20 protein-coding genes and 1 riboswitch are annotated in these 20988 nt (G+C 69.2%); of the genes, 7 read left to right on the forward strand and 13 right to left on the reverse strand.

Annotation, left to right across the window (positions count from 1 at the left end):
- Positions 1-103 precede the first annotated feature (103 nt).
- From HH310_RS18475 to HH310_RS18495, 5 genes are read left to right on the forward strand one after another with little or no spacing between them, the layout of a single operon-like run.
- The gene (locus HH310_RS18475; protein WP_211192337.1) at positions 104-499 is read left to right on the forward strand and encodes a TOBE domain-containing protein; all 396 of its coding nucleotides are present in this window, start codon (positions 104-106) and stop codon (positions 497-499) included.
- On the forward strand, positions 496-1290 hold the full coding sequence (modA, locus tag HH310_RS18480) for a molybdate ABC transporter substrate-binding protein (protein ID WP_248294133.1): 795 nt from the start codon (positions 496-498) through the stop codon (positions 1288-1290). The genes HH310_RS18475 and modA overlap by 4 nt, the downstream gene beginning before the upstream one ends.
- Positions 1287-2075, forward strand: a complete 789-nt coding sequence (locus HH310_RS18485; RefSeq protein WP_169176965.1) for an ABC transporter permease — start codon at positions 1287-1289, stop codon at positions 2073-2075. Before modA ends, HH310_RS18485 begins: the two co-directional genes overlap by 4 nt.
- A complete protein-coding gene (locus HH310_RS18490) occupies positions 2072-3109 on the forward strand; it encodes an ABC transporter ATP-binding protein (protein WP_169176824.1) in 1038 nt (345 codons plus the stop codon). Before HH310_RS18485 ends, HH310_RS18490 begins: the two co-directional genes overlap by 4 nt.
- Before the next feature lie 23 nt (positions 3110-3132).
- Entirely contained in the window at positions 3133-3717 is a 585-nt protein-coding gene (locus HH310_RS18495; protein ID WP_169176825.1) for a DUF1684 domain-containing protein, read from the forward strand.
- Here the strand turns inward: HH310_RS18495 and HH310_RS18500 are convergent.
- Positions 3602-4873, reverse strand: a complete 1272-nt coding sequence (locus HH310_RS18500; protein ID WP_169176826.1) for an MFS transporter — start codon at positions 4871-4873, stop codon at positions 3602-3604. The two genes, HH310_RS18495 and HH310_RS18500, sit on opposite strands and share 116 nt — an antisense overlap.
- 177 nt (positions 4874-5050) lie before the next feature.
- On the opposite strand from HH310_RS18500, the gene HH310_RS18505 reads away from it, so the two are divergent.
- Positions 5051-6022, forward strand: coding sequence for a hypothetical protein (locus HH310_RS18505; protein WP_169176827.1), 972 nt, complete (start codon positions 5051-5053; stop codon positions 6020-6022).
- On the opposite strand, the gene HH310_RS18510 is transcribed toward HH310_RS18505, so the two are convergent.
- Positions 5991-6431: a helix-turn-helix domain-containing protein gene (locus tag HH310_RS18510; protein WP_211192320.1), complete on the reverse strand. Its 441-nt coding sequence runs from the start codon at positions 6429-6431 to the stop codon at positions 5991-5993. The two genes, HH310_RS18505 and HH310_RS18510, sit on opposite strands and share 32 nt — an antisense overlap.
- A 56-nt stretch (positions 6432-6487) precedes the next feature.
- Here HH310_RS18510 and HH310_RS18515 point away from each other — a divergent pair, with 56 nt between their 5' ends.
- A complete protein-coding gene (locus HH310_RS18515; protein WP_211192321.1) occupies positions 6488-7870 on the forward strand; it encodes a DHA2 family efflux MFS transporter permease subunit in 1383 nt (460 codons plus the stop codon).
- A 6-nt stretch (positions 7871-7876) separates the two neighbouring features.
- Here HH310_RS18515 and HH310_RS18520 read toward each other — a convergent pair whose 3' ends face one another.
- The 11 genes from HH310_RS18520 to HH310_RS18570 form a co-directional block, all read right to left on the reverse strand.
- On the reverse strand, positions 7877-9520 hold the full coding sequence (locus HH310_RS18520) for a sulfatase-like hydrolase/transferase (protein ID WP_169176828.1): 1644 nt from the start codon (positions 9518-9520) through the stop codon (positions 7877-7879).
- A gap of 74 nt (positions 9521-9594) precedes the next feature.
- Complete coding sequence (locus tag HH310_RS18525) at positions 9595-10569, reverse strand: NAD(P)-dependent alcohol dehydrogenase (RefSeq protein ID WP_169176829.1); 975 nt, start codon at positions 10567-10569, stop codon at positions 9595-9597.
- A complete protein-coding gene (locus HH310_RS18530; RefSeq protein ID WP_169176830.1) occupies positions 10547-10792 on the reverse strand; it encodes a helix-turn-helix transcriptional regulator in 246 nt (81 codons plus the stop codon). Before HH310_RS18530 ends, HH310_RS18525 begins: the two co-directional genes overlap by 23 nt.
- Positions 10786-11196, reverse strand: coding sequence for a hypothetical protein (locus HH310_RS18535; protein ID WP_169176831.1), 411 nt, complete (start codon positions 11194-11196; stop codon positions 10786-10788). The genes HH310_RS18530 and HH310_RS18535 overlap by 7 nt, the downstream gene beginning before the upstream one ends.
- A 58-nt stretch (positions 11197-11254) precedes the next feature.
- Positions 11255-13186 (reverse strand): ABC transporter ATP-binding protein, encoded by a 1932-nt coding sequence (locus HH310_RS18540; protein WP_169176832.1) that lies wholly within the window; start codon positions 13184-13186, stop codon positions 11255-11257.
- A 20-nt stretch (positions 13187-13206) separates the two neighbouring features.
- Positions 13207-14943, reverse strand: coding sequence for an ABC transporter ATP-binding protein (locus tag HH310_RS18545; protein WP_169176833.1), 1737 nt, complete (start codon positions 14941-14943; stop codon positions 13207-13209).
- On the reverse strand, positions 14937-15569 hold the full coding sequence (locus HH310_RS18550) for a TetR/AcrR family transcriptional regulator (protein WP_169176834.1): 633 nt from the start codon (positions 15567-15569) through the stop codon (positions 14937-14939). The genes HH310_RS18545 and HH310_RS18550 overlap by 7 nt, the downstream gene beginning before the upstream one ends.
- Before the next feature lie 124 nt (positions 15570-15693).
- A complete protein-coding gene (locus HH310_RS18555) occupies positions 15694-18579 on the reverse strand; it encodes a Calx-beta domain-containing protein (protein WP_248294151.1) in 2886 nt (961 codons plus the stop codon).
- 140 nt (positions 18580-18719) lie between these two features.
- Positions 18720-18798: riboswitch (cyclic di-GMP riboswitch) on the reverse strand.
- Positions 18799-19027: 229 nt separating this feature from the next.
- Positions 19028-19231, reverse strand: coding sequence for a ferredoxin (locus HH310_RS18560; RefSeq protein WP_169176836.1), 204 nt, complete (start codon positions 19229-19231; stop codon positions 19028-19030).
- Entirely contained in the window at positions 19228-20349 is a 1122-nt protein-coding gene (locus HH310_RS18565; protein ID WP_169176837.1) for an NADH-ubiquinone oxidoreductase-F iron-sulfur binding region domain-containing protein, read from the reverse strand. Before HH310_RS18565 ends, HH310_RS18560 begins: the two co-directional genes overlap by 4 nt.
- A complete protein-coding gene (locus HH310_RS18570; protein WP_312034188.1) occupies positions 20346-20924 on the reverse strand; it encodes a ferric reductase-like transmembrane domain-containing protein in 579 nt (192 codons plus the stop codon). Before HH310_RS18570 ends, HH310_RS18565 begins: the two co-directional genes overlap by 4 nt.
- Positions 20925-20988: the final 64 nt, after the last annotated feature.

Raw genomic sequence — 20988 nt, forward strand, 5'->3', positions numbered from 1 at the left:
CCACACAGCATGCCGTCCGGCCCCCATTTGTTGCAACGCTTCCGCATCTGCAAGGCGGATCACCATTCTCAGCTGGCATTTGCGGCCATAGTCTGATGCCGTGATGACGTACCGCATGGGTGAGGCGGCCGACCTGTTGGGGGTCAGCGTCGACACCGTCCGGCGCTGGATCGACGCCGGGCGGCTCGCCGCCGAACGCGACGAGCACGGGCACCGCACCATCGGGGGCGCCGACCTGGCCGGGTTCGCCCGGTCGCTGTCCGACGACCCCGACCCCGGCACGCGCCGCTCGTCGGCGCGGAACCGGCTGCGCGGCATCGTCACCGCCATCACGAAGGACGCGGTGATGGCTCAGGTCGACATCCAGGCCGGGCCGTTTCGCGTGGTGTCGCTGATGAGCAGCGAGGCAGTCGAGGAATTGGGACTGGAAGTGGGATCCACGGCAACCGCCGTGATCAAGTCGACCACGGTCGTGGTGGAGCGAGGGGACGACGCATGAGAAAGCTCTTGCTGGGCGTGGCGATGGCCGCCGTGCTGACGGTGGCCGCCTGCGGAGACGGGGACACGAACGACGCACCGGCTGGCAGCACCGCGGCCGCTTCGAGTACGGCGGTCACCGGCAAGCTCACGGTTCTCGCGGCGGCCTCGCTGACCGAGACGTTCAACCAGATCGGCAAGGACTTCGAGACGGCCAATCCCGGCGTGGACGTCACCTTCTCGTACGGGGGAAGCTCGGGTCTTGCCCAGCAGATCAATTCGGGTGCGCCGGCCGACGTGTTCGCGGCCGCCAGCCCGGCGACCATGAAGACCGTGACCGACGCCGGGAACGCGAACGGCGAACCGGTGACGTTCGTGAAGAACCAGCTGGTCATCGCGGTGCCGAAGGCCAATCCGAAGAACATCAAGGGGCTCTCCGACCTGGCGATCCCGGCCATCAAGGTGGCGCTCTGCGCCGAGCAGGTGCCCTGCGGCGCGGCCGCCAAGACCGCGCTGGCCTCGGCCAACGTCAAGATCACGCCGGTCACCCAGGAGCAGGACGTGAAGGCGGCCCTGTCGAAGGTCCAGCTCGGTGAGGTGGACGCGGCCCTGGTCTACCGGACCGACGCGAACGCGGCGAAGAACAATGTCGACGCCATCGAGTTCCCGGAGTCGGCCAGCGCGATCAACAACTACCCGATCGTCACGCTGAAGGACGCGCCCAACCCGGCCGCCGCCACCGCGTTCGTCACCTATGTACAGAGCGAGCCCGCGATGAAGGTGCTCACCGACGCAGGGTTCCAGAAGCCCTGAACGGATCGTTCCGCAAGGTTCCGCCGGTCCTGGCGATCCCCGCGCTCGCCGGGCTGGCGTTCCTTGTCCTCCCCCTGGCCGGGCTCCTGATCCGGGCGCCGTGGAAAACGTTGCCGCAGCGGCTGACCGAGCCCGGCATCCTGACCGCGCTGCGGCTGTCGCTGGAGACCGCGACGATCGCCACCGGCGTGTGCCTGGTGCTCGGCGTCCCGCTGGCCTGGATGCTGGCCCGGGTCGAGTTCCCGGCCCGCCGGTTCGTGCGCGCGCTGGTCACCGTGCCGCTGGTGCTGCCGCCGGTGGTCGGCGGTGTGGCGCTGCTGCTGGTGTTCGGCCGTCGTGGGCTGGTCGGCGAGTGGCTGGACTCGGCGTTCGGGGTGACGCTGCCGTTCACCACCGCGGGCGTGGTGGTCGCCGAGGCGTTCGTCGCGATGCCGTTCCTGGTGATCGCCGTCGAAGGCGCGTTACGCGGTTCGGACGCGCGGTACGAGGAGGCCGCGGCGACGCTGGGCGCCGGCCGGTGGACGACGTTTCGCCGGGTCACGTTGCCGCTGATCGCCCCCGGGGTGGCGGCCGGCGCGGTGCTGTGCTGGGCGCGGGCGCTCGGCGAGTTCGGCGCCACCATCACGTTCGCGGGGAACTTCCCGGGGCGTACCCAGACCATGCCGCTCGCCGTCTACCTGGCGCTGGAGCAGGATGTGGATGCCGCGATCGTGCTGAGTCTGCTGCTGCTCGTGGTGTCGGTGGTGATTTTGGCGGCGTTGCGCGACAAGTGGGTGGCGGCGTGAGTCTGGACGCGCGGATCGTCGTACGGCGGGCCGGGTTCACGCTCGACCTGGAACTGAGCGCTGCGCCCGGCGAGGTGGTGGCGCTGCTCGGGCCGAACGGGGCGGGCAAGACGACCGCCCTGCGCGCGCTGGCCGGGCTGGTCGGGATGGCCGACGGGCACATCGCGCTGGACGGGGTGCGGCTCGACCGGACCCCGCCGGAGCACCGCCGGATCGGCGTCGTCTTCCAGGACTACCTGCTGTTCCCGCATTTGAACGCGCTGGACAACGTCGCGTTCGGGCCGCGGTGCCGGCATGTGCCGCGCAAACAGGCCCGGGAACAGGCCCGCGAATGGCTCGATCGGGTCGGTCTGGCCGAGCACGTACGGAAAAAGCCTCGTCAGCTCTCCGGCGGGCAGGCCCAGCGGGTGGCGTTGGCACGGGCGCTCGCGGCCGAGCCGAAACTGCTGCTGCTGGACGAGCCGCTGGCCGCTCTGGACGCGCGGACGCGGCTGGACACCCGGGCGCAGCTGCGGGGGCACCTGTCGTCGTTCCCGGGCGCGACGGTGCTGGTCACGCACGACCCGCTGGACGCGCTGATGCTCGCCGACCGGCTGATCATCGTCGAGGACGGCCGGATCGTGCAGATCGGCGACGCCGCGACGATCACCGCCCAGCCGCGCACCGACTACGTGGCCCGGCTGGTCGGCCTGAACCTGTACCGCGGGCACGCCGACGGCACCGATGTGGCGCTGACCAGCGACTTCAGCATCGTCACCGCCACACCGCAGCAGGGTGACGTGTTCGTCGCGTTCCGGCCGTCCGCGGTCGCGCTGTACCCCACCCGGCCGGACGGCAGCCCGCGCAACACCTGGCCGGCCCGGGTGACGATGGTGTCCCGGCACGGCGACGCGCTGCGCATCGAGCTGGACGGGCCGATCGCGGTGGCCGCGGACGTCACGCCGGCCGCCGCGGTGCAGCTCGACCTGGCACCCGGCCGGGAGGTGTGGGCCGGCCTCAAAGCGACCGAAACCACCACCTACCCCGCCGGATAGTTGTTGCGACTACCGTTTGTTGCATGGAAGAGCTCGAACTTGCTGACTACCGCGCCGCCGTCGCCCGGATGTATCTGGAGGACACCGACCTCAAGGACTTCCGCTCCCGACGCGACGAGCTGTTCCGCAGCCACCCCCAGTCGGCGATCGCGGCGGCGGAGCGGGCCGGATTCACCGGCCTGAACTACTTCCCGCCGAACGACGACGCCATCGCCGTGGTGCCGATCCGGCCCGCCGATGGCGAGATCGACATCGACACCGGCGGCGAGGACGGCGTGGTGCACTACCGCCGGGTGGGCATCCTGGAGACGCCCTTCGGCGAGCTGACGCTGTTCTGGATCGCGGCGTACGGCGGCGGGTTGTTCCTGCCGGTGCGCGACGGCACCAGCGGCAAGGGGTCGTTCGGCGGCGGCCGCTATCTGACCGACACCGTCAAGGGCACCCACGGGCGCGGCGTGGTGCCGCTCGCCGACAACCGGGTACGCCTCGACTTCAACTACCTTTACAACCCGTCTTGCGCGTACGACGAGGCGTGGCTCTGCCCGTTGGCACCCTCGGAGAATTGGTTGTCCGCTCCCATCGAGGCCGGCGAACTGCTCTACCACTGAGTCCCAGCAGCGCCGCCGTGACGGCCAGCAACGCGGCGCCGGCCAGGAAGCCGGGGACCGCGCCGAGTGCTCCGGCGAGCGCGGCGCCGCCGGCGTTGCCCGCGTTGTTGGCGACGTTGACCCAGGTGCCCGCCTCGGTGCGTTGGTCCGGGTCGACGAGGTCGTCCGCGGCGACGTAGGCGACCACGAACAGCGGCGCGATCGCCGTGCCCGTCACCGCCAGCACGGCACCGAGCGCGATCAGGCCGGGTGCGGCGGCCGCCGCGATCAGCCCGGTGGCGAGTACGGCCAGCAGCAGGGCGAGCTGCCGGAAGCGGTCGCGGCGGTGCCGGCGGCGGGCCCACAACAGGCCGCCGGCCACGCTGCCCAGGCCGACGGCGGCTTCCAGGGCGCCCGCGGCAGCGGGATGGCCGTGCTGCTGGGCGGTGATCGCCATGCAGGTGAAGGCCATGCTCGTGCCGGTGCCGGCCACCAGGATCACGGCCAGCAGGGCGCGTAAGCCGGCGAAGCGCAGCGGCCCGGGATCGAAGAAGCGACGGCCGCCGTTGGATTCGGGGCCGCCGGCCGGCGGCCGGGCGTCGGCGGGGAGAGCCGCCACCATGCCGAGCGTGCCGGCCACCAGCAGAGCCGCCGTCACGAGCAGCGCCCAGCGCGCCGGCCCGACGGCGATCAGCAGGCCCGCCAGCAACGGACCGGCCAGGTACAGCGTCTCCTCGGCGATCGAATCCACGGCGTACGCACGCTGCTTGAGCTCCGCCGAGTCGTGCGTGAGCACCCGCCACAGGGAGCGCATCGCCGCGCCGAGCGGCGGCGCCGCGAGACCGGCCGCGGCGATGAGCGCGACCAGCACGAAGGCGTCGCTGCTCCAGACGGCCAGGGCCAGCGCCAGCGCGCATCCCAGCGCGAGCGGTGGCAGCACCCGGCGCGGGCCGAGCCGGTCGACGAGCCGGGCCTTGGCCGGAAGGGTGATCGAGGCCAGGCCGAACGCGGCGACCGCGAGGCCCGCGGCGGCGTACGAGCCGGTGGCCTGCTGGACGGTGAACAGGGTGGCGAGCGGGAAGAGGCCATAGGCGAGCCGGCCGATCAGCGCGGGCACGAACGTGCGCAGCGCGAACGGCAGCAACAGGACTCTTCCCACGCCGACGGCGCGGGACATGACAGGGACTCCTCAACAGGGAAGAAGGAACTCGACGGCTGAAGTAAGCCGGAGTTCCTAATGCCGCGCCGGGGTCATGCCGAGGACCCTATCGCAACTCGGTGCGTTGATCTAGATCGATCTTGTCCATCGGGGCGATGATCGACGCATGCCTCCATCGGAGGGGGATGCGCGGGCATGTTATGCGGTATCGCCGTCGCCGGCTTACTGGCCGCGACCGGGTTGGCCACGCCGGCTCAGGCCACCACGGACCCGGCGGATCTGGCGCTGCGCTGGGCGCCGATCCACCACCAGGACGTGGACCGGACGGGGATCCACGCGCTCGGCGGCGTCTCCGATTTCATCACCCGGTACGACTTCGACGGCAACCTGAACGGCCGGGACAACTGGGACCACACCGGGCAGGACACGTCGGCCGCGGCGTACTACTCGGTGGTCGAGACTCGCACCCACTACTACCTCATCTACTTCTTCTTCCACCCGCGCGACTGGGTGGACCACCCGTTCTTCGAGGGCGAGCACGAGAACGACGGCGAAGGGGTGCTGGAGATCGTCGAGAAGGACGGCTCCGCGTACGGGACGCTGAAGGCCGCGGTCACCGTGGCGCATTCGAACTTCTACTCCTACGTGCCGGTCGGCAGCGACTGGTCCGGCGGCGGCGAGACCGTCGACGGCACGCTCCGGACGAAGCTCTACGCCGGGTTCCAGCATCCGGTCACCGCACAGCAGGCGCAGGGGCACGGTCTGAAGGCGTGGCCGCACTACGCGATCCACGGCGACGGGGTCGTCTACTACCCGTCGGCGTCGGCCTCGGATACGCCGGACGGTCCGGACGACCGGGACGTGCGATACCGCCTCATCGACATCTTCGCGCCCGGCGGCCTGTGGGACCAGCGCGCCAACCCGAGCCTGTTCGGGGCGATGGGTGCGTTCGCCGGCGACTATTCGGGCGACTGCGGCGTCGGCACGTGGGCGTGTGAGACCAACGCGGCGAGCCCGCCGTGGGGCTGGGACGACGACAACGACGTGCCGGCTCGCGGTGACCTGGCCACCGACCCGGCCGGGCTCGCCGCCGCGTACTTCACGGTCCCGGAGACGCTGTCCCGGACGTACCTCGTCAACCCGTATGCGAAGGCCGCGGACGACTGACGCTGACCTCGCTCGCCAGGGCCCGCTCGCCGCACTGCTCGCAGACCGGCACCGCGACGAAATCGTGGTCGTGGTGGTGCTCCAGGCGGGTCACCGGCTCGGTGAGAGCCCACTTGTTGCCCCACTTGACCAACGCCCACAGCACCTCGCGAAGCTCCATGCCGGCCTCGGTGAGGTGGTACCCGTCGCCGCGGGTGAGCACGCCGACCTCGACCAGCCGCTTGAGCCGCGCCGCGAGACGGTCCCGCGGGGCGCCGGTGTGGCGGGCGATCTCGTTGAAGTGATGGTTGCCGTACGAGATCTCGCGCACAGCGAGCAGGGACCAGCGGTCCCCGACGAACTCCAGGGCGGCCGCCGCTGAGCAGGCACGACCGGGCAGGGTGGCGGCATCGATGGCAGCACTTGTCACGCGAAGAAGTGTATGCCGGGGTTTGACTTCCAAACCACATTCGCTAACGTACGCCCGTGACCAGCACAGTTGGATTTTCAAACCACACCGGCACGCGCCGTCTCGCGATCGTCACCGTGGTGGCCGCGGTCTTCATGATCAACCTCGACCTGTGGATCGTGAACGTGGCGCTGCCGGCCATGGGGTCCGGGTTCGGCGCGTCCCTGAGCGATCTGAGCTGGGTGCTCAACGCGTACGCGATCACCCTGGCCGCCCTCCTCGTCGTCGCCGGCCGCATCGGCGACCGGATCGGGCAGCGCCCGGTCTTCCTGGCCGGCGTCGTCCTGTTCACGCTGGCGTCGCTGGCCTGCGCGGTCGCGCCGAGTCTCGGGGTTCTCGTCGTCGCCCGGGTGCTGCAGGCGGTCGGCGCGGCCGCCCAGCTCCCCACCTCGCTCGCGCTGCTGATGGCGGCCGTGCCCGCGGAACGCCGTACCGGGGCGACCCGGGGGTGGGCGGCGGTCGGCGGGCTCGCCGCCGCGTCCGGCCCGGTGTTCGGCGGCCTGCTGGTCGAGGTGAACTGGCGCTGGGTGTTCGTGGTGAACCTGCCGATCGGCGTGCTGACGCTGATCGCGGGCCTCGCCACCCTGCCGCGTCCGGCCGCTCGCGAGCAGGGACGGCTGCCCGACGCCATGGGCGCCGTCCTGATCACCGCGGCCGTCGCCGCGCTGAGCGGGGCACTGGTCGAGGCGCCCGACTGGGGCTGGCTGTCGGCCCGCACGCTGGGCCTGGCCGCGCTCGCCGTGGTCGCCGGGGTCTGGTTCTGGCTGCGCTCGGCACGGCACGAGAGCCCGGTGGTCGAGCTGCACCTGCTGCGGCTGCCGCGGTTCGGGGCGGCCGGCCTGGGGACGATCACGTTCAACGTGGCGTTCGCGATCATGCTGTTGTCGTACGTGCTGTGGTGCCAGGACGTGTGGCACTGGAGTGCGCTGCGCACCGGCCTGGCGCTGGTCCCGGGCCCGGCCCTGGTGCCGATCGTGACGGTGCTGACCGCCCGGGTGGTCCGCCGCGTCGGGCACGCGCCGCTGGTGACGGTCGGCGGCGTGCTCTACGCGGCCGGCATGCTCTGGCGGGTGTGGCAGGTCTCGCCGACCCCCGACTACCTCAGCGACATGCTGCCCGCGCTGATCCTGGGCGGCATCGGGGTGGGCCTGGCGATGGGCACCTTGGTCGCGGCCGGCGTGCAGGCGCTGCCGGGGCACCGGGCGGCGACCGGCTCCGCGCTGGTCAACTCGGCCCGCCAGATCTCCGCCTCGATCGGGGTGGCGCTGCTGGTGACGATCGTCGGATCGCGCATCGACGCCGGGTCGATCACCGAGTTCCGCTGGGCGTGGACGCTGGCCGCGGCGCTGAGCATCGGGACCGCCCTCGTCGGCCTGCGCCTGCGAGAGCGGTCCCGATGAACTAGATCACTGCGGGGCGCCGTCCGGGCCGTACGCCTGCAGGAACTTGTCGCGGAACTGGTTCATCTGCCAGACCGGGGCGTTCGGCGCCGGGATCAGGCCGTCCGTCCAGTTCCAGCTGCTGATCTTGTCGAGCACCTTCGGGTCCTTCGCCACGATCGTGATCGGCACGTCGTGCGAGGAGTTCAGCCCGGACACGTTGGCCGCCGGCTCGTGGTCGCCGAGGAAGACCATGACCAGGTTGTCCTTGCCGTACTTCTGGATGAACGAGATCAGCGTGTCCACCGAGTAGGCGATCGACTGGGCGTACGCCTTCTTGGCGCCCAGGTCGTTCGTCTTGTCCTCGCCCTCCTGGGTGTTGAACACCGAGCCGTCGCCGAGCTGGTCCCACGGGATCGTCTTCGGCACCGGGTTCCACGGGGTGTGGCTGGACGTCAGGGTGATCTCGCCGAGCAGCGGGCCACGGTTCGGCTTGCCGTACTCGTTCTCTTCGAAGCGCTGCATGACGAACTGGTCCGGCATCGTCGACCAGCTGTAGCTCGGACCGTGGTAGTTCAGCGTGTGCGAGTCCCACAGCTGGTCGTAGCCGTAGAAGCTTTCCTCCGGCTGCCATTTGTAGGTGACGCCCGGCTCGACGGCGACCGTGCGGTACCCGGCCCGCTTGAACACGCGGGTCAGCGACAGCCGGTTGCTGGAGACCACGCTCTCGTAGCGGTTCTGGTCCGGGATCCACAGGCCGGTCAGCAGCGTCGAGTGCGCGTACCAGCTGCCGCCGCCGAAGGTGGGCGAGTGCAGGAAGCCGGTCTTGGCGGCGAAGCCCTTCGACGCGAGCTTGCCCTCGTCGGTCTTCAGCCCGGCGAGCACCGCGCTGTTGTACGCCGGGTCCTCCAGCGAGCCGCGGCCGTAACTCTCCACGAAGCTGAGGATCACGTCCTTGCCCTGCAGGCCGGTCAGGAGCTGGTTGCCGGGCGTGTTCTTGTACGCGTCGACCGCGGCCTCGCGGGTGAACTGCTTGCGGGCCTGGATGTCCTGCGGGACCTTCAGCACCGTGTCGGTGGCCAGCTGCGCGGCCGCCTGCGACGCCACCGGCACGCCGCCGACGATCTGCACGCCCACGACGGTCAGCACCAGCCACGCACTGCTGAGCGCGAACACGGTGTGGCGGGTCGAATCCGTGTGCTTGACCGTCAGGATGCGCGTCAACCGGCGTACGGCAAGGGTCGTGAAGGTGATGATCGCGACGGTGAGCAGCGTCGCCACCGCGGCCACCCCGAACGCGCCCCAGCCGCCGTACGAGTCCTGCAGGTAGTTGTAGCCGTCCTTGAACAGGATGCCGTCATTGACCGGGTCGAACTCGCGGGCGAGCACGAGGAAGAACCCGATGTCGATCAGCTTGATCATGGTGAGGACGCCGAGGAGGGCCCCGAAGACGGTGGCGACGATCCGTCTCGGCTTCGGGGGAAGCACGAGCAGGACGGCGAGCGCCACCAGACCCTCGATGGGGACGCGGACCAGCGCGTTGACGACCGGGTTACCGGGTGGGAGCCGGGTGATCTGGTCGGGCAGGACGAGCTCCAGAAAGACCAGCAGGCTCGCGAGTGTGGTCACCACTACGCCGCCGACACGGCGCAGGTGTTTCCTTAATGTCACTGAGAGTTCCTAACCGCCGTGACTTGCCTACCACCTCGTACACGGCGGCTGCGCGGATTCGGTTCACTTTTGGCTCACTCGGCGGCCACCGTCACCACCACCTTGCCACGCACCTCGCCGGTGGCCAGGTAACGCAGCGCCTCCGGGGTCTCGGCCAGCGGAACCACCCGATCGAGTACCGGCTTGATCGACCCGTCCGCGAGCAGGCCGGCAACCGTGTCCAGATCATCACGCTTGGTGATCGACAGGATGGAGACGAAACGCTGGCCGATGAACGGGGAGACGGCCAGCGCCCGCATGCCGCGATCCATCCCCATCAGGAACCGGCCGCCGCCCTCGCCGCCGACCAGCACCGTCGTGCCCTTCGACGTCAGCAGGGAACGCAGCGTGCCGACCGGGCACCGGCCCGCGGTGTCGATGATGACGTCGTACCGGGCCTTGATCTCGGGTTGTGTGCCCACATCGTGGTACGTGACGTGCGCCGCGCCCAGACCGCGGACCACGTCGGCCTTCGCGGGGCGGGCGACGCCGGTCACGTCGGCGCCCAGGTGCCGGGCGAGCTGGACGGCGAACGTGCCCACCCCACCGGCCGCTCCGAGGACCAGGACGCGCTGGCCGTTCTTGATCTGTGCGGTGCGGATCGCGTGCAGCGCGGTCACCGCCGAGACCGCACAGGCCGCGGCATCCTCGTGCGAGACACCGGCCGGCTTCGAGGCGATCTTCGTGATCTTGGCGCGGGCCAGCTCGGCGAAGGAGCCGTCACCCACCCCGAAAACCTCATCCCCTTTCCGGTACGCCGTGACGCCGTCGCCGACCCGCTCGACGACGCCGCTGAGCTCGATGCCGCGGGTCTTGACTCGCGGGGCGCGCAGCCCGAAGCCGATCCGGCCGATCAGCGGGGTCCCGGTCATGAAGTGCCACTGGCCCCGGTCGACGCCGGCCGCGTGCACCCGGACCAGCACCTCGCCATCGCCGGGTTCCGGCTCGTCGATCTCCCCGAGCCGTAAAACATCAGCGTTTCCGTATTTATCCTGAATAATCGCCTTCATTGTCTTCGCCCTCCGGATAGTGGAAAACCTCGTCGAGTGGCACCCGGAAGATCCGGGCGATGCGAAACGCCACCTCGAGCGACGGGGAGTAACGACCCTGCTCGATGGCGATGACTGTCTGCCGGGTGACACCCAGCCGGCGTGCGAGCTCGGCCTGGGTCATGTCGTCCGACAGTTGGCGCAGGTCCCGGATCCGGTTCGTGATCCGGGTCGGTTTCACCATGCGTGTTCGCGGGGCAGTCCGTAGCGGTACGCGGCGATCTTGGCGGTGGACGCGAGCACGGCGGACAGGACGAAGCCGAGCAGGATGACGTTGGCGATCCACTCGTAGCGCACCTCGGCGAGCGCGAGCAGCAGCGCCGCGACCGCGCCCGCGACGACGGTGGAGTTGCCGATCGCGTCGCCGAAGTGGCCGATCGCGCGGTCACGCTCGTCGCGCGGCTCTCGCGGCGAGCGGATCGTCACCGCGATGTGCAGCACGATGTTCACGACGATGGCGATCCCGATGGACCAGAGCATCGCCGGTGCGTAGCCGGCGCCGGCGATCGTGACGGCGGCCAGATAGCCCAGATAGCTCAGCACGCTGACCGGACCAAAGATCCATGCGCGTTTCTCTTCGCTGGTCATGGATCCACGGTAGAGGGCCGTGTCAAAAAAGTTTGACACGACCCTCTGTCGGGTTTCGTCAGTCGACCTCGGCGACCGCCTGCGCGAACTGCGCCGAATACAACCTCGCGTACGCCCCGCCGGCCGCGATCAGCTCGTCGTGGGTGCCCTGCTCGACGATCGTGCCGTCCTCCATCACCAGGATCACGTCGGCGTCGCGGATCGTGGACAGCCGGTGCGCGATCACGAAGCTGGTCCGGCCCTCGCGGAGCGTGCTCATCGCCCGCTGGATCAGCACCTCGGTGCGGGTGTCGACGGAGCTGGTCGCCTCGTCCAGGATCAGGATGCTCGGCTTGGCGAGGAACGCCCGCGCGATCGTGATCAGCTGTTTCTGGCCGGCGCTGACGTTGGAACCCTCTTCGTCGATCACCGTGTCGTAGCCGTCCGGCAGCGTCCGGCAGAAGGCGTCGACGTGTGCCGCCTCGGCCGCCCGGTGCACCTCGTCGAGATCGAACGAGTCGGCCCCGTACGCGATGTTGTCCGCGATGCTCCCGCCGAACAGCCACGTGTCCTGCAGGACCATGCCGATCTCCTCGCGGAGCTGTTCGCGCGGCATGGTCTTGATGTCCACGCCGTCCAGCGTGATGCGCCCCGAATCCACGTCGTAGAACCGCATCAGCAGGTTGACCAGCGTGGTCTTGCCGGCGCCGGTGGGCCCCACGATCGCCACGGTCTGGCCCGGCTCGACCGACAGCGACAGGTGCTCGATCAGCGGCTTGTCCGGCAGGTACCGGAACGACACGTCCTCGAACGTGACCCTGCCGCGCACCTGTCCGAGATCCACCGCGGGCGGCTCGGGGCTCTGCTCGGGGGCGTCCAGCAGCGCGAACACCCGCTCGGCGCTGGCCACCCCGGACTGGATCAGGTTCGCCATCGACGCGACCTGGGTGAGCGGCTGGCTGAACTGCCGCGAGTACTGGATGAACGCCTGGACCTCGCCCAGAGTCAGCGAACCGGACGCCACCCGCAGACCGCCGACGACCGCCACCAGCACGTAGTTGAGGTTGCTCATGAACATCATCGCGGGCTGGATGAGCCCGGAGATGAACTGGGCGCGGAACGACGACGCGTACAGCTTCTGGTTGTGTTCCTCGAAGGTCTGCTGCGCCTCCTGCTGCCGGCCGAACACCTTGACCAGCGAGTGGCCGGTGAACATCTCCTCGATGTGGCCGTTCAGCTTGCCGGTGGTCGACCACTGCGCCACGAAGTTCGGCTGCGACCGCTTGCCGATCCGGGTGGTCAGCAGGATCGAGACCGGCACGGTCAGCAACGCGATCAGCGCCAGCAACGGCGAGATCCAGAACATGGCCCCGAGTACGCCGACGATGGTGAGCAACGCCGTGACCATCTGCGCGAACGTCTGCTGCAGCGTCTGCGCGATGTTGTCGGTGTCGTTGGTCGCGCGGCTGAGCACCTCACCGCGCGGCTGCTGGTCGAAGTACGACAGCGGGAGCCGGGACAGCTTCGCCTCGACATCCGAGCGCAGCTTGTAGACGCTGAGCTGCACGACCCGCGCGGTCAGCCGGCCCTGGAACACGCCGAACAGCCAGGCGGCCAGGTATAGCAAAGCGATCCAGCCCAGCAGGTGCGCCAGCCGGGTGAAGTCGATGCCGTGACCGGGCGTGAAGTTGACCGCGTTGAGCAGATTGGCCCGCGTGTTCTGGCCCTGCGCGCGCAGCGCCTCGACCGCCTCCGCCTTCGTCACGTTCGGCGGGACGGACTTGCCGATCACCCCGGCGAAGATGATGTCGGTGGCGTGCCCGAGCAGCCGCGGCCCGAGCACCGAGAGGAACACACTGCAGATACCGAAGAACAGGATGACCCCGACCACGACCCGATGCGGCTTGAGCAGGCCCAGCAGCCGTTTCGTGGAGCCCTTGAAATCCTGCAGCTTCTCGGTGGGCGCGCCACCGGACATCATCATCCGCATGGCCGGCGGTCCGCCCGCCATCGGCCTTCGTGCCGGCGCGGTCACGCTGCTGCCTCCTGCTCCGTCAACTGCGAAAGAACGATTTCCCGGTACGTCTCGTTGTCCGCCATCAGGTCGGCATGGGTGCCGGTGCCGACGACCTTGCCGTCGTCCAGCACGATGATCTGGTCGGCGTCCCGGATCGTGCTGACCCGCTGCGCCACGATCACCACTGTCGCGTCCGCGATGTACGAGGTCAGCGCCGCTCGCAGCGCCGCGTCGGTGGCGTAGTCCAGTGCCGAGAACGAGTCGTCGAACAGGTAGATCTCCGGCCGGTGCACCAGCGCGCGGGCGATCGCCAGCCGCTGCCGCTGACCGCCGGACACGTTCGTGCCGCCCTGCGCGATCGGCGCGTCCAGGCCGCCCTCCATGCGCTCCACGAAGTCGCGGGCCTGGGCCACCTCGAGCGCCTCCCACAGCTGCTCGTCGGTGGCGTCCGGATTCCCGTACCGCAGATTGGACCCGATCGTGCCGCTGAACAGGTACGGCCGTTGCGGGACCAGGCCGACCGCCGTCGACAGCAGGTCCGGGTCGAGCAGGCGTACGTCGACGTCGTCGACCAGCACCTGGCCGCCGGTCGCGTCGAAGAGCCGGGGGATCAGATTGAGCAGCGTGGTCTTGCCACTGCCGGTGCTGCCGATGATCGCGGTGACCTCGCGCGGGCGGGCCGCGAGGCCGACGCCGCTGAGCACCGAGGCCTCGGCGCCCGGGTACTTGAAGGAGACGTCGCGCAGTTCCAGGTATCCGTGCTTGCCGACACTGGTCACCGGCTCGGTCGGCGGCACCACGCTGGACTCCGTGTTCAGCACCTCCTCGATCCGTTCGGCGCAGACCTCGGCCCGCGGGATCATCACGAACATGAAGGTGGCCATCATGATCGACATGAGGATCTGCAGCAGGTAGCTGAGGAACGCGGTGAGCGCGCCGACCTGCATGGCGCCCGACTCGATGCGGTGCCCGCCGAACCAGAGAACGAGCACACTGGACACGTTCACGATCAGCATGACGGTCGGGAACATGATCGCCATGAGCCGGCCGGTGCGCAGCGAGTAGTCGGTCAGTTCGTCGTTGGCGTCCTGGTAGCGCGCCTGTTCACGGTCGTCGCGCACGAACGCGCGGATGACCCGGATGCCGGCGATCTGCTCGCGCATGATCCGGTTGACGCCGTCGATCCGCTTCTGCATGTGCCGGAACAGCGGCCGCATCCGCCTGATGATCAGGCCGACCGTGACGACCAGGACCGGCACGATGACCAGCAGCAGCCCGGACAACGGCACGTCCTGCCGCAGCGCCAGCACCACGCCGCCGACGCACATGATCGGCGCGGAGACCATCAGCGTGAAGGTCAGCAGCACCAGCATCTGAACCTGCTGCACGTCGTTGGTGGTCCGGGTGATCAGCGACGGGGCACCGAACTGCCCGACCTCGCGGGCGGAGAAATCCTGCACCCGCGCGAAGATGTCGCGCCGGACGTCGCGGCCGACCGCCATGGCCGTCCGGGCACCGAAGTAGACGGCGACGATCTGCGCGGCGATCTGGAACACCGTGATGCCGAGCATCACGCCGCCGATGCGCATCACGTACATGGTGTCGCCCTTGACCACGCCGTTGTCGATGATGTCGGCATTCAGCGTCGGAAGATAAAGCGTGGCCAGGGTTTGCAGGAATTGGAAGAGAACGACCAGGGTGATCGCTCTCCGGTAGGGCCCGAGATGGGCGCGTAACAGTTTGATCAGCACGTTGGCTGAGCCCCCGTTTCGTCTTTTACGTCCTCGCGCTTCAATAGCCCGTCGAGCAGCAGCGACACGGTCTCCTCGCTGCTGAAGCCGTCCGGGTCGCCGAACGGCCCGTACGTGTTGGCACCGCAGAAAAGCAGGAGCAGCCGGACCACCTCGGTCGGCGAACGCCGCAGCCGGGACGCGTCCGGCTCGACCACCGAGCACAGCGCGGCCTGCAGGCGCTCGCGGGACGACGCCATCCGCTCCTGGGCCTTGGAATCCGTCGCCCCCGCGAAGATCAGCTTGCGGGCGGCGGTCATCAGGTGCGCGTTTTCCGCGAACCGGGCATGCACCAGCTCGGTCGCCTGCACCAGACGCTCGCGCAACGGAAGCGACCGGTCGATCGCGTCCAGCCCGTCGAGCGTGCCCTGCGGGTCGAGCGCCTTGACCACCGAACACACGACCAGCGAGCTCTTGCTCTCGAAGACGCCGAAGATCGTCCCCTCGGCCACGCCCGCGGCCGTCGCGATCTGCCGCGTGCTCACGTCGAGACCGTGCTCGTGCAGCAGCGGGATGGTCGCCGCGATCAGCGCCTCGCGGCGCTCCTCGGGGGCGAGCGCCGGCACCCGTCTACGCCTGTTCTCCACGGCGCCGACTCTAACTGAGCGAGCACTCACTCATCCACTGACATTTGTCATGGGTATTTATGTCCGGGCATGGCGACGGGGGCGGCCAAGAGGCCGCCCCCGTCTTCGTCGGGTCAGGTGGTACTTACTTGATGGTCACGTTCTGGCCGTCCGAGTAGCCCGGGAGCAGGCCGTCCGGCCCGTAGCCCTGGACGAAGGCACGCAGCTTCCAGGAGCCGCGGCCGGGCTTGATGTTGCCCTTCCACTGGCCCTTGCTGTCCGTGGTGCCCTTCCACGTGGTGTTGGCCCACTTGCGGCCGTCCCATCGCTGAATGATCACGGGCTGGCCGGGATCCTTCGGGTCGCTCGTCACGGTCAGGTCCACCGAGCCGCGCGACGGCGGGCCGGCCTTGAAGTACGGGTCCTGCTCGACCTGGACCTTCTTCTCGGCGGACTCCGAGTCGTTACACCTCGTCTTGAAGCGGTAACCGCTGCCGATCCACCGCGAGAACGAGTAGTTGCCGTTGCTGTCCGCCTTGGTGGTGGTGATCCGCTTCAGCTCGGAGTCGTCGCCCCACGGCGCACCCCACAGCTCAACCGTGGCACCGGGCTCCGCCTTGCCCTTGATCGGCACCGCGGCGCCGCCGGTCACCTTCGCCGGGGTCGTGATGGTCGTGGCGGTACCGCCGGTGCCACCACCGCCCTCGCTCGACTGGATGGTGACGTCACCACTGCCGTCGGTGACCGAGGCGCCGGCCGGGCCGGGGCTGCCGAGCTTGACATAGAACTTCTTGGCGCTGGTACGCGTCTTGTTCGCGATCGGCACGATGACGTTCTTGGTCAGCTCGCCCGGGGCGAAGCTCAGCGTTCCGGTCTTCGTCGTGTAGTCCGAGCCGGCCTTGGCCGTGCCGTCGGTCGTCCAGTACGGGACGGTGACGGTCTGGGTGGTCGAGGTCGCGTCGCTGGTGAAGGCCAGGTTGACCGGCACGTTGACGGTGCCCGCGTTACCCATGGTGGTGGCGTCGCCGACCGAGGCCGACGGCGGCAGGTCACCGGGATCGTCATTGATCTTGTAGACCCCGGAGGTCTGCTTGAACCCGATCGGCGTGCCCGAGACGACCTCCTTGACCAGGATGCTCGCGGTCTCGGTCGGCTCGTCGATGTTGTCCGGGTCCAGGTAGACGAGCGCCATCGCCGAATTCCACAGCGGACCGGGCGGCGTGCCGTGCGGGATCGTCATGGTGTCGGTGTTATCGGACTCCAGACTCATATTCCCCATCTGGAAGGAATAGTCCGTGTCCTTGGTGGCCGTGTCTCCGGGGTTACCCCCGAACGTCATCGAGAGCGGCAAGTCGTATTGGGACTGGCCGACGAGGTCGGCGGAGATGCGCAGGAAGGTGCCTTCCGATCCGGACGACTCGTTGAACTTGATGGTCGGCGAGTCGTCGTCGTTGCGGATCGTCAGCACGGCCTCGTGGCCACTGGTACCGCTCACCTGCTGGTCACTGTCGGTGGCGCTCACCTTGACATTCACGGTTTCGTCGTGCTCGAAGATCACGTCGCCGTTGACCTTGAGCTCGGCGTATCCCACGGTGTCGCCGGCCTTGATGATCAGCGGGCTGGACGGCGCGTCGTAGTCGTCGCGGCCGACGTTCAGCTCGTCGGAGCTGGGTTCCTCCGTCGCACCGTTATCGTCCTGATCGCCGTCGGTCGCCTCGACATCGAGCGAGACATCCTTGTTCGTCGGGCCGCTCAACGTCACCGGGATCTTGGCGGTCGTGACGCCCGAGTTACCCTCGTTGATCGCGAAGTCGCCGATGCTGTACGTGGGTGCCGTCATGTCGTCGTCGGTGATCGTGAACTCGTAGGCGTTGTCGTCGCCCAGGCTGCCCTTGTCCACCGAGCCGTTCGGGCTGGTGAACGCCACGGTGAACGTCTCGCCGTGCGGCTCGTACACCTTGTCGCCCACGATGGAGACCGGGATCTTCGCGCTGTCGTCTCCCGGAGCGATCGTGAGGGTGCCGTCGGTGCCCTTGTAGTCGACACCGTTCGTCGCCGTGTCGGCGTCCGACCCGAACATGTAGTTGAGCCGCACCGGGATGGTGGACTTCTTGGAGAGCTTGACGTAGACGAATCCGGCCGTCTCGCCGCTGTTGCCCTCGGGGTCGTAGGTGTCGGAGTCCGTCTCGTCCTTGACCGAGTAGACGGTGAGGCTCGGCGCCTCGGACGCGTCGTTGATGCCGCCGGTCGCGCTGGTCTGGCTGCCGAGGGTCGCGTTCATCGGGCTCGAGATCGACACCGACATCATCTCGGGGCTGGCCTCGATGACCTTGTCATCAATGGTCTTCACCAGCACCAACGACGATGTGGTTCCCGGCTCGAACGAGTACTTCGCGCCGGCGATCGCGTCGTAGTCGCCCGGGGCGACGGCTCCGTACTTGTCGCCGGACGTCACGCCGTTCGCCGTGGTGACCTTGACGTTGACGTCCCGCTCGGACGGTCCGGAGAGGGTGAGCGGGAAGACGAGTTCGTTGTCCTCGGTGGTCTCGCCGGCATCCTCGATGGTGACCGAGGGTGTGGCCTCGTCGTCCTGAATGTAGGCCTTGGCGACGCCGGCCCCGGGAAGCAGGGTGAAGACGTCACCCGCGCTTCCAGCGGCGGTGACCGAGAAGTATTGAGTGTCGGCCTCGTCCAAATCGTCGTCGTACAGCGTGACCTTGTAGGTACCGGTCGTCTTTCCGGCCGGAACGTCAATGGTGGCGCCGTCCGGGATCTTGTCGTAGTCACGCAGCGAATCGTCGTCGGCACCCGATTTCGCGGTGTCGCCGTTAGCTCCGGAGGTGATCGGAATCTTGAGACCACCGTCCGGGGCCGGAGACGTCAGCCGAGCGGTGATCGTCACCTGCTTCTGGACGGGCACCGCCTCCTTGGTGTCCGGGTCGATCTTGCTGCCGGCGGTTTCCAGCACCGGCGTGCTCGACGCGGAGATCTGATACTGGTTCGCGGCCGCGTACGCGGGCGAACTCACCATCACGACGGGAACTAGGCCGATTAAGCCGGCGACGGCCGTCGATACGGCCGCCCGCACGGGCTTCGGGCCACGCAGCATGAGCGGTACAGAGCCGCTCCTGCCCGCATGGGCTTCTGGATAGCGCATGTCTTTCCTTCTCCTTCGGCGGCTGGGCTGCCTCCGGCGGGGAGGCCCCTGGCTTTGCGTCCCCGTCTCGCGACGGGTATGCCTGTTCGGGTACCGCACCTGAGGGGCGGCGAGGTAGCGCCGGCTAGGGCCGGCGGACCAGCGCAAACACCGGCTGAGAGAGATCCGGCAGGAGGCTGCGCCTTCCGTAATCTAACCGGCTTATCATCCCTTTATCGGCGGATCGCTTCATTGGGCGTAAATGGGGCGGTCAGTCGAAAAGAAGCGGCCGGGAGCCCTCTCCCGGCCGCTAAAATGCGATTACGAAACAGACAAAATAGCCCTAAGAGCGCACCACCAGACGCAAGGCCAGCGCCGGGCAGCGATCCACCGCAAGCTTCGCCGCCGATTCCAGTTCCCCCGGTACGCCCATCGAAGCGCGCGCCGCCGGATACCCCCAGTCGTCCGTGGTGAGCAGTTCGGGCAGCAGCTCGGCGCACAGACCGCGTCCGTCGCACGCCGTCCAATCGATGTGCATCGTCTTCATCGGGCCGCCTCCGCGAGACACCGTCCGTGCAGGTGCGCGTCCACGTCCGCGGCGAACATCCGCATCGCGCTCCCGATCAGCCGCGCGGTCCCGTCCGGGTGCTTGCACGCGCCCCGCCCTGCTACGAGCCGCCGCATCCGGTCCACCTCGGCCGTCATCCCCGGCCAGATCCGGTGGTTCGCGAGGTCGCGCAGCGTCCCGGCCAGCCGCGGCAGCCCGTTGACGCACGGCCCGCACTGCCCCGCCACCTGCCCGGCGAGATAGCCGGCGATCCGCGCCGTCTCCCGCAATCCGCACGCCGACGCGGCCAGCGCCACCACGACACCGGCCCCGGGCGCCGCGCCGAACGCCGCCAGCGCCGCCGAACTCACCGGAAGTGAAGGATCCGCCGGCACCCAGCCCCCGTGGTAGCCACCGACCAGCACCGCCGACAACGGTCCAGCCGCCCCACCGGCGGCCGCGAGCAGCTCCCCCAGCGGCACCCCGTACCCGGCCTCCACGACCCCGGGCGCCACCACCGCACCACTGACCGTCGCGAGGAACGTCCCCGGCTCGTCGGCCGTCCCGCGGGCCCGGAACCACCCCGGCCCGTACCGCGCGATCAACGCAAGATGGGCGAGCGTCTCCACGTTCTGCACCAGCGTCGGCACGGCGGAAGCCGCCAGCCGCACCAGCTTGTCGGCCGGCACCGCCGCACGCCCCGCGACCGCCGACGCCACGGCCGACGCCTCGCCCGCCACGAACGCGTCCGGCGCCGCCGTCAACCGCACCGGCACCGCGTCCCGCCGCTGCGCCAAGGCCGCGGCCACCGAAGGAAGGGACGCCGCCGGGGCGTACAGGAAAGCCTTGCCCTCCCGCGCCAGAAGCTGAAGGCCGTCGAGAATCAAATGCGGTTGGTACGCCATGAGGAACCGGTCTTTCGCGCTGGCCGGTTCGCCCTCGGCCCCGTTCGCGATGACCACGGCCGGCCGCCCGGCGACGGCGGCGAGCTTGCGCCACAACGGAAAACCCGCGCCGCCACGGCCGGTCAGCCCCGAATCCCGGGCGAGCCCGAAGACCTGAGCACTGTCGAATGTGGATGATATTGGCTCCGCAGGCGTGCCGAGCAGGCTGGTCATCGAACCCCCTCCGAAACGAGCAGACGCGCGGCCACCCGCCGACGCGTACGCCGGTCGAAATCGGGTGTGAGACGCCAGCCCACCGCCGCAATCACCAGCGCCGCACCGGACATCGCGGTCGCCCACAGCCACCACGTCCCGCGATCCGTGCCGGTGCCGAGCCCGTGCAGCAACGCCACCGGCCAGCAGAGGTAGGCGAGCCAGTGCACGGCCCGCCACCCCGAGGCCCCGATCCGCCGCCGCAGCAGACTGGTCACCACGATGGCGGCGAGCAGATCCAGGCCGACCGTGCCGAGCCCCAGCCAGAGCGGCCGATAGTTCCCCGCGAACGGCACCACCAGGTCGAAAACGCGAAGCTGCGCGTACGGATCGAACAGCAGGCTCAGCACGTGCCCGCTCAGAAAGACGACGGCGGTCAGACCGACGTTGCGGTGCAGCATGCTGACGGCGAAGCGGGGCAGCCCGAACGGCGTACGACCGGACCGCGCCGCCACACCCAGCGCGACCACCAGGCTCAGCAGCACCAGCGAGACGACGCCGCTGCCCCGCCCGAAATACCAGAGCGCGTCGGTCACGACGGCCACCCGCCCGCGAGCACCACGCCGCCACCAAAGCCGACCAACCGGCCGAGCGCACCGG

Source organism: Actinoplanes sp. TBRC 11911, assembly GCF_012933445.1.
GTDB lineage: Bacteria > Actinomycetota > Actinomycetes > Mycobacteriales > Micromonosporaceae > Actinoplanes.